Source organism: Thiomicrospira cyclica ALM1, from assembly GCF_000214825.1.
GTDB lineage: Bacteria > Pseudomonadota > Gammaproteobacteria > Thiomicrospirales > Thiomicrospiraceae > Thiomicrospira > Thiomicrospira cyclica.
Map to the genome: position 1 here is coordinate 429,812 of NC_015581.1, position 16,196 is coordinate 446,007.

The window sequence follows — 16,196 nt, forward strand, 5'->3', positions numbered from 1 at the left end:
ATGTTCAAGCGTAAGAAAATAGCCGATCTCGTCAAAAATGCGTTTAAGGTAGAACCTTTGGAGCAACGTATTTTGTTATCCGCTGATCCGGTTATGGGCGTCGCCCATGTCTCCTTGCGTGATACGGATCAAACTCAAAATCTTGATGATTTTGAACCGGTCATTACGGTTGAACATTATGAGCAAAGTCAGCAAAAAAGTGAGGGTGTTGAAGAAGGCTATAGTCGTGATCAACAGCCAGACCTTGAGTTTACATTATCCCCATCTACTTTGGATTCTGCTCTTGATATTAACGACCTAGTTTTTGCTCATGAATCCGGAATTTTAACCGTTACACAAGACCAAATTCTCGGCGGTAGCGGAACATTTGACTTGCACCTGCACAACAACGGTGTTCTCAGCCCTGGTTATTCGCCGGGTGAGCAGACAGTTCAATCTTATGTGCAAGATGGTAATGCATTACTTCAAATTGAAATTGGCGGTTTAGCCGCAGGAGCAGAATACGACCGATTAAATGTTCTGAACACGGCGGACTTAAACGGTGAACTGGTGATTGAGTTTATTGACAAATTTCAGCCCAGTGCCAACCAAACCTTTGATTTTTTAACCTATGGCGATCTCGTTGGTGGATTTACCAAAATCTCGGGACTCCACAATCATGGGTTAGAAAACACCTATTTACGTATTGCCGATACGGGTTCAGCGCTCCAGTTGCAGGCGATTGATGCACACGTCATCACCATGTCAGCCAGTAATGATGAGTTGTTTATGTCGCAGTCGCCAGAAGGGTCCATAACCCTTACCAGTGCTACTACTGGTGTAGTTCAGCATTCCATTAGCTTAGCTGGGAAGTCCGCATTGGTTATTAACGGCGGTGGTGGCTGGGATAGCTTTACCATTAATTCCGATCTTGATTTAGGTAGTACGCATCTTCAAATTAATGCCGAGTCTATTACCGTTGCCGAAGGCGTTAAAGTCGAAACACTTGGCGATATTGTGCTGAATGCACGTGATCTCAATTTTTCAAACAATAGTGACCTATTAGCCGAGGTGGTTGTAAAGGGTAACCTGACGGCTGCTGGGCAGATTTTTCTGATTGCTGAAGCCGATCGAAGTTACTCAGATGCTGGCGATTGGTTCTCTGATTACATTTTCGACGCTAAAACAATCGCCAAAGTTTCAGTGGCCAACGAAACCCAAATTCAAGCAGATCAGTTGCGTGCTTGGGCGCAAACCAGTGGTAGCGTAGTTTTAGGTGATGGCATTATTCCAAATATGTTAATTGGTGATTTGTCTGGTATCAAGATCCAAGAAAGTGCCGAACTTAACTTGGGTAGCAGTTGGATAGAAGCTGATGCTATCTACCTCAACGCGATGATGGCATCAGAGTATAGTGCGACTGGTTTAATCGTTTTTAATGACATTAGTGGTGAAGCAAAAGTTACTATCAACAATGCAGACTTAACAGCCGGTGACGCCGGTTTGAGAATTACTGCGCAAGACCGTATTCGTGTGTCAGCTGTGGGTCCCGTTGACAGCAGTGCTGATGGTGTGCCGGAGTTTCCGATGTCAGGCGCTGGGTTTAGTTTTAACTCAGTAGATACCAAAGCAACAATAACTGTTACTGATAGCTATCTAGAGGCTGGTTCAGCGGGCATCGAGGTTATTGCCGACAGTTTCGCCGAACTTACAGCACGTCTTGCGGGTATTGCGACTTCAATAGGCTCAGAAGAAATACAGCCCCAGAGTGTTCCTACTTGGGCAGTTAACGGTTTTATTGCAACGAACCGCATCAACGGTGAAGTGACGGTAAAAATTGTCGACTCGACACTGGTTACTATTAATCAGGGTGACCTAAGTGTAATAGCTGAAAACCGTGCAGCGGTAACAGCAGAACTTGAAGGTGGTGTTCAAAGTCGAGGAACGGCGGTTGGACCTATGCTTGCTTTCAATACGATTGGCTGGTCGGCACAGAACATTTTTAGCCAAACGCTTGATTTATTATTGGGCGATACCTTATTGGGCGATGCGCAGCCCCATCTAACCCACGTGACTTTGCATAGAACCGAGTTAGATATTGACGGTGATACTGACATCTTAGCTTTGAGTGCGCCCAGCATTAGTGCATTGGTTAAAACAGAAGTTACTACTGAAGCCGCAAGCACAGCTGTAGGCATTATTCTAACGACCAATATGGTTAACTCTAGCACAAAAATCACCTATCGCCCTGAGAACACGATACAGCGCGTAGAGGGAGATTTATTGGTAATTGCAACGGATACGGCCAGTATTTTTGCCACGGCACGGGTAGGTTCTGCCAGTTCAGGTGGTAGCGCGGTGGGCGGGTTAATTGCCAGAAACGATATACGAAATGCGGTTATCGTTGATATAGACCAAGCTCAACTGAGTGTGGGCGGAAATATTACTGTTGCGGCACGAAATGTTGTGATAATTGAGGCGATAGTGGATGGCTCACAGCCTGATTCGTTCGATATGGAAGACGATGATGAAAGCACGGATTCAGCTTCCTTTGCCCTCACAGGGATTATTGCGACCAATCTGATTTTGTCAGATACCCAGGTTCTTATTAATCGCAGTGACATAGATGCGTCAGGCAATGTAACTATTGATGCTCGCAATGCATCAAAACTAATTGCCGACAATCAGGCCGAAGCGGGGGCATCCGGAAAGGCTGTGGGCATTAGTCTGGCGTTTAATAGCCTTGGCTATCAATCGCAGAATATTCTGTTCAATGTTATTGATAATCTTGTTGGCAGTAACATTGGCAATGAACAACCCATGAATGTTCTGGTCACTATCCGAGATAGTAGAGTTGATGCGGCTGGTAATCTAACGGTGAGTGCTAATGCAAAGCAGTTGCTAATGGCGATGCTGGCGCAGTCAACGGAATCCGAGGGTATCTCTGCCGGAGTTGGTGTTATTTTAGCGAGCAATATGGTGAGCTCCGCCGCACGTGTGATTATAGAAAAAACGGAGGGTTACAGCGGTGCGCTTAGTTTAAATGCGGGCGGTGATCTCGCTATTTTGGCTAGAGATGCCGCCAGAATAGATTCCATGATATCTATGGAAACCGCGAGTGGCGGTGGAGCGGCTGTTGGCCTGCTTTTCGCAAGGAATGATTTGAGCGCTGTAGTGGATGTAAGGTTGAGCGATGCCACAGTGCGGGCTGAGGGCGATCTGAACATAGAAGCGCTAGAGTTAGCGAGTTTGTCGGCTGAATTAAGCGGCGTAGTTTCGACAGGTGAAGATGATGCGACCCAGGCGAGTGAGAGCAGTGGCGGTGGTGTCGCTGTTAATGGGTTAATTGCGACTAACGCCCTGTTGAGTCGTGCGGATATTACAATTTCGCAGAGCAGTTTAGTTGCAACCGGCAATATGGCGATCTTAGCTGATAATGTGGCGGAAATGACAGCTTTAAACTCAGCGGAGTCCTCATCAAGCGGCGCTGGCCCATCAGTCGGTGTCGTGCTCGCATTTAACAGTATTGGTTATCAATCACAAAATCTATTGTTCAATATTATTGATACTGTTTTAGGTACCAGCATCATTGATGAAGAGCCTGCGCATATTCGCATTAATATTACCGATACAGATATAACAACAGGCGGCGATTTGAGCGTCTTGGCGGGCATTGCCGATGACGAGCTTGGTCTGCCAAGCGGCGCAAGTATGCAATCTCAAGTGGTAAATGCCGGTGCCGCAGAAGATGGCGCGGCGGCAGGTTTTATTATCGCTAGCAATCGAGTGAGTTCGCGCAGTCTGGTTAATATTACCTCATCAACTCATCACGCTATTCGTGTAGGCGGATCGGCAACATTCGATTCCCGTAACCTAGCCGTTATTGATGCCGAACTGCTGATGATGGCAGGTACAGAAGGTGGAGCGGCTGCGGGCTTGGCTATCGCGGTCAATGATGTTCGTGGTGGAAGCAAAACAGTTGTTGATGACTATCGTGTCATAGTGGGTGAAAAATTAACGATCAATGCCAGTGATAATGCTGCGATTAATGCTTTGGTTGCCGGATCGATGGAGGTTGATGACGGCGAAGGTGGCGGTGAAGGGTTTGCTTTGAGTGGCATTATTGCAACCAACATTGTGATGTCTTCAAGCGAAGCGTTATTACTGAATTCAGACGTACAAGTTGGCGGTGACTTTTTAGTGACCGCCGATAATGCGGCCACGATCCAAGCAACCAACGAAGCCGTTATGACTTCTGACGCAAGTGCCGCAGGGTTAACTTTAGCTTTCAATACCTTGGGTTATGAGGCTGATAATGTACTTTTTAAAGCTGTTGATGCATTAATCGGAACGGATATCGGTAATGAAGCGCCTGTTAGAGTGCTGGCAAAAATAGACAGCTCAAGCCTAGATGTTACTGGCAATCTTATTATTTCTGCGGATATGGTGTCATTTATTGATGCGAGTGTTTACAGCGCCGCACGATCCGGTGCAAGTACTGCGGCGGCATTGGTATTGGCGTCAAATATGATTAGCTCAGATGCACAAGCGCGTCTTATTCAATCCGTTGGGCCTGTCACAGTAGGGAAAGTTTTAACTGTTGAGGCTACCGATGCGCCGTCTATATTTGCAGACGGTACAGTCATTGCAAGCTCTACTAATCCAAGCGGTAATGATGAATATATTAAAGTTGATTTTTACAGCGATGAAGGCGAAGTACAGATTGCTTTTGGTGATCATGTTTATGTGCATGAAGATCACGAAGCAGGCGGCGAAATCGGTTATATCTATCGATATATGGGTTTTCTGGGTACCGAGAAAGATGCTGATGGTGACGATGTTGAAATTTTGAGTAGTGTTGATCTTTCGTCAACAGACTTTACCGATACGCGTTATTGGATGGCAATTGAACCGCCAGAAGGCTTTATGGGGGATGTGCTATCTTTCTTGTATGGTGCGATGCCATTTAAAGAAACCAGTAAAGTACTGGGTAATATGCGTATTGGCGGTCAAAATCATCAATTAGGTTTGAAGTTTGGTGTTGGCTGGCAGGATGACGGCAAAGACATTGATGTCATCGATTACCTTGGTGGATTAGGTGGTAATGAACAAGGCGTTGAGTTTACAGATAATGGCATTGTATTCAATCTTGGCTCAGTGGGTAATTACGCTTTGCCATCATTATTCCTTGACTTGATTATGCCAACGCCCGACTTGATTTCTTATGAATATAAGCATCAAGTGGGTAGCATTGAACACAATGGAGAGCATGTTGCCTGGGGAATACAGTTAGATTATGGTTGGCAAGACATTCCTCTTACCACCTTTATTGAAGCGTTAATCAATGAAGACTGGGAGGTGTTTCAGCCGAAGGTCAGTTATAAAGTTTATATTGATATTGAAGATAAATCGGATTTGACGCCGCAACGTTTTTTACCGCGTGAATTTGTTATCGAGCAACCTGAGCTGAGCGTAACCTTTCTTGGCAAGCCAATTAAATTTGTATTTGGTGGTGAACGCGATGAAGATGGTCAAGCACCTGAATCCAATGAAATACTGCTTCGAGTACTCGATATAGACGATAAAGACGATGATGTGTCCGCCTTTGTTGATCGGGGACTCGATCCGATCCGTGTCATCATGCCAAGTGCAGATTTAGACGTACTATCACTTAACAAGCTTTCACCCGGTTTAGCTGATGAGATATTAAGAGATCGTCCAGTAGACTATTTTGATGATGCCGCTGAGATTGATTTAGATGGAACACCTAGAGAGATCGCCGAAGATTTCATTGCCGCTATTAAGTTTTTGCCGCGTTATTTAGAGCTCACTGACCCGGATTTAAATTTTGGCATACTCGGTTTTACGACGGACTTACAGCTGCCTGTTAGCGCTGTGGCTGGGTTATTGGACTGGATCGAACCTGGCGAAAAACAAAATAATTCGTATGCCAGAATTGATATGGCGGTGCTTTACGATTTCTTCCTACCTGACTTCTTTAGTTTCTTTATCGATGATGAAATGACTACTGAAAGTGTTCTTGCCCCGATTAACTTGGGTGATATTACTCCCGAAGCGCTTAAAAAATATCAACCCGTTGTAGAGCTCGCCGTAGTGCTATTAGATGCCGCAGGTATGGAGATTCCTCTTAAGAGCGTGCCAGTTAACACCAATCCCGAAGAAGATGTAGCAGCCCTGCCAGTAGGTCAAGAAGCATCCTTGGTGAAACCGGCTACGCCTGGCGTATCGGCCGAGCATATTGTTGAAATTCGCTTTGATATTGATGCCCATGGCAGCGAAGACTTACCAACTATTGCCTTTGAATGGGACGGTGAAACCAGTGATGATATTTTGTTGGTGCCTATTGGCGAGCCAGCAAATGAACTACAGCGTTTAACCTTTATTCATGATGAAATCGATTACGGACGAACGTATTTACTATTGGATGGTAGCCGTTCTGCTGAAATGACATTTGCGGATTCGCCTGAAGACAATGAGGCGGCTCTTCAGAACCAGCTTGAGGATTGGTATGGCGAGGGTAATGTCACGGTTTCATTTGATGATTCTGGCAATTTAGGTTGGCGTTTTGAGATTGCCTTTGGCGGTGATTTAGCGGGCCAAGATATGGCTCAGATTCGTACCCAGCGCATAGGTGATCCTGGCATGATGGTGGTGCGAGCACAAACCCTCGTTGAAGGCGCCGAAGAGTATACGCCAGAACTGCAAGCTGAGTTCTTGCAGCGCGGACTAGAAAGTCTGTTTGGGCGCGGCAATATGGCAGTCACGCCATTTGCTATCGATGGTAAAGTTCAAAAATACCGTATCGCTTTTACGGGTGGACTCGCTGAACAACCGATAGATTTAGCAACGCCTGCCGAATTTGATGTTGATGCCTTAGAGGTCTTGGTGAGTACCTTAAAAGGAGGGCGCTTCCCAATAGGCCCTGGTTATAGTTTTGATCGCCCAGATGATGGCAGTTTCAAGGCTACGATTACCCTAGATGGCATAGACTTTACCACGGGTGATATTTCTAGTGATGCTGGTCTGGCTGAAATTCAATTCGCGATTGCCAATGCCAAGATGTTGAGCGGTGCCTTGCTAAAAAGTTATGGTATTGACGTCGAGGTACTTGCGGATGGTGATAAAACAGTCGTCGTGAATTTTGGCGGTGACCTTGAGGGTCGCTTGATTACTGACTTTAGTATCCAGGAACTAAGTGATGACGATGATGGTGATGGATCGTCGGCCGGTGGAGCTACAGCGGTTGGTGGATTGATTGTTAGAAATGATGTGCGCAGTGGTGCATTTGCCTCTATTGAGGATTCAAATATTCTTGCCGGTGGCTTAGTTGTTGAGGTGCACGAGCGTGCTGAGATTTTTGCCTTACTCGATGCGACAGCGGAAGCCACTGATGGCAGCGCTCCAGGCCTGGCTGCTGGAGGTGTGATTGCAACAAACCTCATACTAAATCAAGCTGAAGCATTCATAAAAAACGCTACGATTGTGACGACCTTTGCGGACGTCATTGTAAACGCCACCAATGAAGCAGAAGTCGTCGCGCGTAACTCGAGTAGTCTGGCGTCGGATGGTGTTGGTGTAAACCTGACCCTCGCGTTTAACACCATAGGCTGGGAGGCGCAAAACCTTCTATTCAACACGATAGATGCATTGGTTGGTTCAGATATTGGGAATGCACAGCCAGCTAAGGTTAGCGCCACTATTATTGATTCAGATATAACCGCATATGGCGACATATCTGTAAAAGCTATGTCCAATGCTTTTATCTTTGCTGAAGTGACTAATGAAACAGCATCAGAGTTAGGTGATGATTTTATTGACTCTGGAAAAGCTGTTGCCGCTGGTTTTATCCTAGCCAGTAACCTTGTAGAAAGTGGTGCTTATGCCATGATCAAGGGTAGCCAAACTCAAAGATCAATAACCAGTCAACAGGGTAGTGTTTCAGTGGATGCGCAGAATGACTCGGGAATTTATGCCGAGGCAAGTCTGTCCGCAGAAACGGGTGGTGAAAGTGAAAAGGCTCAAGCGATTCGAGCACTGGCTAGTTTCTTTGGCCAGACCTACTCTGATTTTTCGGGTGAGCGTACCATTAACTTTGGTGATCGAGTCAAAATTGGTGATAACGGTTATACCCAGTTTGATCGTCCAGATGTATTGGAGTTCGGCGATAGAGTCACGCTGAAGTGGGACATGGCCGGTGGTGAAGCGGGGGTGATCTACGAATATATTGGTGAAGAGCAGGAGCGTGCTCGCCTAGACCGTCAAGATTATAGTGACCGCTCACAATGGCGAATTGTTAATGGTGATCCTGATTTAATCTACATTTTCCGTGGCGGCGCTGAATTTGTTAATTTAAGAACCGAAGACTATTCCGACAGTTCACGTTGGTGGGCTGTCGATTTAGACACCATAGTGGAAGCGGCTGCATTCATGGCTGATCTTTTATCTGAAAGCTCCGCAAAAGGAACCGGTTTTGGTGGCTTGGTGGTGCGCAATGATGTGCGGTCAAATGTTGAAGCTCTAGCTGACCGAATCGATTTTGATGTGGCTGGCGATGTAACGCTCAATGCCATTGAGTCTGCGACAATAATTGCTGATGATGAAAGTGTGGTCAGTGCTGACACCACTGGCGTTAATGTGGTCATAGCTAATAACACCATATTGGGTGGTAGCGAAGCGCGCTTAAATGCGAGTAGTGTTGTAACGGGTGGTGATTTAAATGTTGTTGCTGAAAGTGCTGCCGCTATTATCGCGAATGTGAACAGTGAGGTTCAGGCCACTACGTCTGTGGGGGTTACCTTAGCCTTCAATACCATCGGCTATAAGCCAACCAATGTCTTATTTGCCACTATCGATGCCCTTGGGGGTTCAAACTTAGGTGGTGAGCAAACGCTGAAAAATCATGCCATTATCGATAATACTATTTTTGATGTGGGTGGTGACCTTAGAGTAGATGCGCTTTTTACCGGCTCAATAGCGGCCAATATTTTTAACTCGGCCATGGCTTTGGATGTCAGTATTGCTCCGAGTGCCGATGGCGGCACTGGCTCGAATACTATTGCCGTAGCTCCACTTATAGCCATGAATAAGATTAGTAGTGACTCGAAGGCATTGGTCAACGCCAATGGCCAAAATGCCGTGGCTGGCAGTGTAGCTGTCCTTGCCGAATCCAGTGTTGAAATTGCTTCTACCGTTCATGTGTCATCGGTGGCCGTCGCCGTCAGTAAGCAAGGTCCAACACGTGCTGTTTCGATTGGTGTCAGTTGGACAAGAAACGACATTGATACCAACGTCAAAGCAGCTATTGCTTCACCAAGTAGCACCAATACGTCACACATTAATGTCGGTGGTAACCTACTGGTAGAAGCCCGTCGTGAGGGCAGTATTATTGCATCCGGCAGTGCGGTTGCTGTTGCGGTTGCAGCCAGTATGCAAGGCGCAACTTCGGTGGCAGGTGCAGGAACCCTTGTCTTTAATAAAATTAATGGTGGCACGCGTGCTTATATTGATTCGGTTGATATCACGACCGGTGCTGATTTAACCGTCAATGCCTATGATGATGCCTTGATCGATGCTAATGTTCGTTCTATTGCGGCGGCTGTATCAATCAGTTTAGGTGCGAAGCCTGCGCCAGCGGTAGCACTGGGTTTATCTGTTGCGACTAACAACATTGGACGCCAGGATAACAGTAATTTAAGTACCACCTATAATCATGAGCAGAGCATTTTGGGCTTAACCAAAGGGCAAACTGTTAAAGTCATAGATGGTCCACTCAATGGTCGCGCTTACGAGTACATTGGCGAAAATAGACTAGGAGCTGTTGAGCTAATTAATGAGAATTACTACGACAATAGTCAGTGGAAACGTATTGATGCAACAAGCCCTAAGACGGCCGTTTTCGCTTATATTGCCAATAGCGCAACGCAAGTTGCTGGTGATCTTGTCGTTGATGCTCGCAGTGACTCACGTATCAGTGCCGTCGTACAAGCCCTAACGGTTGCAGTTGCGGCATCCAAGGGAACCTCAGCCGCCCCGAGTATAGGTGGTGTTTATTCTGAAAACAACATTTATGTTGATGTGCGCGCTACTATCAGTGGTCCTCGTTCAATCCAGGCACAGACTATTGCTGTTACAGCAGAGGACGCGAGCAGTATTCGCGCTATAGCCGGTGCAGCCGCTGTTGGTGCTTCGGTATCAGCTCAAACCGGTGTCGCTGTATCAATAGCATTATCTTTAGCTTACAACGAAATCGGCAATAGTGTGCTGGCGCAAATGGATAATGCCGAGTCGATCAGTGCAACGACCGGAGATATTACCGTTCGCGCTAATGCAACGGCTACATCACTGTTAACCATAGACGCCGCAACACTTAGCGCTAGTGGCATATCAGCGACATTATTAGATGATGCCGCAACGCAAACTAGCGATGACCCAAGCACTGAAACGATTGATGAATATGAGCAAGATCGCCTAAAGGATATAGCGACTAAGCGGGCTTTAGTTCAGGCTTTAGAAGCGGCAGGGCTAGAAATACCACAAACCAACTCCTTATCAAACACTTGGGATTTTGTGAGCGGTAATGCGGCGTCTGAAGGTGCCAGCCTTCCAAGTGAACCCAATACCCAGACTCTCAAAAAAGGCCAAACAATTCTCGTCTCAGAGGGCTATCGCTGGGGGGGCACATCAGGACAGGTGTACGAATATATCGGCAACGCAGACCTGATCACTGATATTAGTCAACTAGATTACAGCAATACCCAGCAATTTCGTCGCGTTGAGCCACCCGTTCAACTCGAGATAATACAAGAAGGTCAGGCCTGGTTACTCAGTTTTGCCAATGGTCAAACTTACACATTAAAAATTAACAATCAAGGTGGTTTGGAGGTTTTAGAGCAAAGCATTCATGCTGTCTCTATGGCCGCATCATTGGCGGCAGGTGTTGGATTGAGTGGGCAGGGGGTTGCTGTCAGTGGAGCAGGCGCAGTGGCCTATAACAATATTCTAACCACTACTAAAGCACTGATCACAAATAGTAACCATATTAGTGCGGTCGGTGATGTGTTACTTAGTGCCAATAATTTAACCACAATTAACGCTAATATTTGGGCGGCATCTTTAGCCGTGGGGGTCGGTAGTTCAAATGGTGTGGGTGCCTCGATTGGCTTCTCATTGGCACGCAATTGGATCGGTTATGAATCCGGTGCAGGGTCAACACCGCTTGGACAAGTCCAAGCCTATATTAGCAATGCCCATATTGTAGCCGACGGTGATCTTACAATTCGTGCGCAAGCGAACCAAATGATTAATGCGTTTGTGTTTAGTGGTTCGGCCGCTATAGCCGGCGGATCAAGCGCTGGGGTTGCCGCCAGTGGGTCGGGTGTGAATGCCGATAACCGTATTGCGCAGGATATTTTTGCGGGTGTTAAAAATTCAGCAGGTAGTAACGGGTCCATCACGGCTAATTCAATAGATGTGCTGGCGACAGATAATTCAAGTATTAAAGCGTTTGCTGGTGCCGCCTCATTGTCAGGTGCGCTCGGGGGTACCGCTGGTGTTGCTTTGTCGATCGGCGTGAGTCTAGCTCGAAATACCATCGATACCCTGGTGCAAGCCGCGATAGTGAATGCAGAAGGCGGTATTACCGCGCGTGGTGGCGATATTCAAGTTCGTGCCTATTCGGAATCGACGATTCAAGTGACCTCTATCGCCGCGTCGGTGGCTTTAGGGTTTGGCGGAACTGCGGGTGTCGCACTGAGCGGCGCGGGTGCCGAAGCGACTAACCGTATTGGTTCAGGCGTGATCGCAACCATTGATAACAGTCCTATGACGTTGCTGAACGGTGATGTTTTGGTTGATGCGAATGACAGCTCAGTCATTGATGCGCGTATTTTATCCTTGGCCGTTGCCGCAGCAGCGGGTGGCACCGCTGGGGTGGGCGCCTCAATTGGGGTCGGCGTGGCACAAAATATTATTGGCTGGACGGCCACGAATCTAACCGCTCACTTCACCACAGACGCGGTTAGTCAAAACCAAATAAATCGTAATCAAGTGGTTGAAATTCTACACGGCGCACGGGCTGGTGAACAATACCGTTACATCGGCAGCAACAAACTGTTACTCAACCAATCGAATGAAGGCTTTAACCAAAATACCAGTACCCTGGCGTTAAAGGGCAATCTCGCTACGATTGATTACACCAACCGAGATCTTTGGGAGCGGGTAGATATTCAGGCTAACGGCACGCCGGTTCATGCATTAGTCAAGAATTCTGCGATTAAAGCGGAGCAAGGTGACGTTACGATTACCGCGAGTTCAGACCAAACCATTAGCAGTCGCAATCTTGTGGTATCTGCGGCGATTGCTGGTGGAGGGGCTGCTGGTGTTGGTTTAGCCGGTGCCGGTGTGGGCGTCACTAACCGTATTGAAGTTGATGTGCGCGCGGGTATTGATGGTCATAGTTCGCTTGGGTTTAGCGCTAACAATATGACGGTTAAAGCGGAAGACCGGTCCGTCATTGATGCCACCCTAGCCTCCACCGCTATCTCAGCCGCTTTTGGCGGTGCAGGGGGTGTTGCAGTCAGTGTCTCGGCCAGTGTGGCCAGTAACTATATCTCTAACCAAGTTCGCGCGTTTGTTATGGATGCGGGCAGTTTGACCCTATCGGGCGCCTTGAGTATTGATGCTATTGAAAACGCCACCATTACTGCCGAAGCCATTGCAGTCGGTGTCGCTGCTGCCGTTGGTGGTTCGGCAGGGATTAGTTTTGCGGGTGCTTTTGGCGATGCCTTTAATAGTATTGCAACGCACGTGGGTGCTTATTTAAATGATACCGACGCCTTAGTCCAAGGTGATATTCGGGTGAAAGCGGATAATAGTGCCACCATTAGCGCAGAAATTAAAGCCTTTGCGGTGTCGGTTGCCGGTGGTGGCGCAGCAGGTGTGGGCGTCTCGGTTGGTGCCTCGATGGCAGAGAATATTATTGGTGCGCAAATAGCAGACCGAAGTTCCGTTGTTGAAGCCTTAGTAAGTGGCATGAACTTGACCTCGCAAGGCAAGGTGGATGTTTTGGCGCTTAATCAAGCAACCATTAAAGCCGATGTTATTGCCGTTTCGGTCGCACTAACCGGTGGTGGATTACTGGGGGTCGCTGCTGCGGGTGCCGGTACCAGTGCCAAAAACACCATTACTACACAGATTAGTGCCGAGGTAACGGATTCTGCCAATTATGGTATGCGAACCTTAGGTCAATTAACCGTAAAAGCGCAGGATAATGCCGTAATAGAGGCAAAGACGGCGGCCTCAGCAATTGCTTTTTCAGTCGGAACCATTGGTGCGAGTGTCGCAATTGGCGTGTCCTTAACTAACAATATAATTAGCAATACCACAACGGCTCGAATCAGTGATGTTGAACTCGATACCGGTGGCGTTATTGTTGAAGCCTTAAATACAGCAACGATTACTGCGCGTTCAGGCGCAACAGCCGTCGCGGCGAGTTTTTCAATCGGTGGTGCGCTTGCTGGTGGTGGTGCCGAAGCGACCGCAACCATCAACTCAAATGTCGCAGCGATTATTGAGGATAGCTTAATTGGTGCGCGTGGCAATGTCACCGTGAATGCCGATAGTCGGGCAACTGCGGATGCGCGTACCATCGCCACCGCTGTTTCGGGTGGGCTCATTGCAGCGGCGGCGGCAGGTAGTGTTAGCTGGGTTAATTTTAATGGCACAATTTCAGCCGATATTACAAATTCTGAACTTTATGCGGCGGGTCGTATCGCCGTTAATGCCTATAGTAGTAATAGCGGTTTTGCTGAATCAACGGGTTTTGCGGCAGCAGCAGGCCTGCTATCTTTCGCCGTAGGTGCGACGGTTTCAAGCGTTAATATATCCGGTCTGGTAACAGCAGGCCTGGGAACCAATAATAGTTTGCGTGCTGAAAGTGTCGGCATTTTGGCGGAAGCCGATGATCGTATTCTAGCTAAGGGTCAAGCGAGTGGCGCGGCGTTGCTAGCCGGTGTTGCCGGTGCCGATGTTAAAGTGAGTAATCAACGTGATGTGATTGCTAGTATTGGCGATGGCAGTCGTGTCGAAGTGAGTGCGTTAGATTTACGAGCATTACATAGTCAATTTGGGGATGCGCAAGCCGATGCAAAAGCATTAGGACTGGGTGCCGGAACAGGTGCCGGAGCGCTGGTTGAATTGATTGGCCAAGCGCGCGTCAATGTCGGCAATAACGTGGTTATTGATGCACGTGATGCGGTGATTATTTCGGCGCTCAATAACGCCCTCAAAAACGAATATGCTAATAGTAATAACCTACGTTCGGGATCAGCAGGCCTGGTTGGTGTTAATGCGCTAACCAGTAAAACTGTCTTTGGCACCAATAATGCTCGCTTCACAGCACAAGTTGATATTGGCAATAGCTCTAATTTGACCGTGCGCGGTAGTAATGCCAATCCGGGTGTATTCCTGGTGAATGCGGCCACCGATGTTTACGCGGTTGATAGCGTGCGCATTGAAGGTGTGTCTGGGTTTGGTATATCCGTTGCCCGCTCAGAAATTCTGGCTTCAACTCGTTCAGAAATTAATATCGGTCAGTCGGCCTTAATCAACGAGTCAGGTGCGATTTATCTCAACACGCGTAGCTCGGCAGAGGCTAACCCCAGTGGTAACTTATTTACCGTTACAGCGCTAACCGGCTTTGCTGGTGCAAGCGCTATCGGCAATATTGATGCCTTGAACCAGGTGGTCACCCATAATTCATTAATTCGTGGTAACGGCGTCTTTTTACAGGCCGGCCAAGATCAGCGCGGCATGATTAACTTTTTAGACGGCTTCGCGAACACCGAAATCACCACAATTAGTGCCTACCCCAGTATTAACTCCCCTAATCCATCAATGCGTATTCAAGAGACGAATTTACTGGATTTACGTGGCAGCACACGCATTGAATCGCTAGGCAATGTCACCTTTAATGCGCGTGAAGGTATTGGTGGTAAGCAACGAGGTGCCGAAGTGGGCACTATGCTAAGCATTAGTTTGATTCCTTATGGCTCGGGTATTAACAATCGCGGTGTAGCGGTGAGTGATAACCGGTTATTAATGGGTAACGAGGTGGTTATTGAAGCCGCGTTAAACAACCAAATGCTAATGCACATTTTACCCATGCAAATTATGGGTGCTAATGGGCTGGTTCAACAACTGCCGCTCAATCGACTAGGAACCGAATTGACGAACACTGAGCTCAATGCGTTAGGTATTGAAGCCGGTATAAAGTATGAATATGCCGAACTTGATCTGAGTCAATTGTTTGCTAATACCGATAACTTGGGTGAATCAACCAGTGTGCAAAGTATGGCGGCACTGGAAATCTCTATTAATGGTGCAACCCAAACACCACATCCGGATGACCTGGCTGATCGTCGAGTTCTTGACTTTACTGGCACGTCGGTTCAAGCCGGACAGCTTTATCAAGTCAGCGTCGCTGATCCTAATGACCCGCAAGGGGATGGTGCGGTAACGAATTTTAGTTATACCGCGCGTCTGGGCGACACCTTAAACACAGTGCTTGAAAACCTGCGTATTCAAATACTCGATGATGTGCGTTTTGAAGCAACGGTTCAAGGCAATAGCTTAACCCTAATTCAAGTGCCGGAAGTATCATCAGAGGCGCAACAAGCGCTTAAAGCGGCGCTTGAGGGTAAATTTTATGTCATTAAACCCGTTGAAATTGCCACACCGAAGCTGACGGTAGCCAGCGTGCAAAATCTGCTATTAGCTCGTCACACCCAGTTACTTGACTTGATGGATAGTCATCAAGGTAATGACGAAGCCTTAGCGCGACACCAAGTTCAGCTGGAACAGGTCGAAAATGCCTTGCGCGAATTAAATCTAATGGACGTGTTTATTGACGAAAATGGCAATACAGTTCAGGTTGTTAATCGCGAATTAGACACTATTTTCTTAGATTTACCCAATTTATTTGCGGCACCAGGGTCTATTTTTATTGATGCGGTGAATACCAATGCAACCATGATCCAGCAGGCGAGTGACGACAATCGCATGATTGTTCGCTCGGGTGCCATGATCGATATTTTTAATGCCACACCATTTGATGTAAGAGTGAATGACGCTGTTATATCCGATACCACCAAAATAGTGCCCGTTGATGGTGAACTAAAATCCTTTACGCCGGGCAATAT

1 protein-coding gene (cut by a window edge) is annotated in these 16,196 nt (G+C 47.3%); it reads left to right on the forward strand.

Going from position 1 to position 16,196, the window contains the following annotated elements; translation table 11 throughout:
* Nucleotides 1-16,196: the start of an LEPR-XLL domain-containing protein gene (locus THICY_RS01780; RefSeq protein WP_013834903.1), read on the forward strand. It continues 25,345 nt past the right edge of the window; only the first 16,196 of its 41,541 coding nucleotides appear in the window; it begins with the start codon at nt 1-3; its stop codon lies off the right edge, out of view.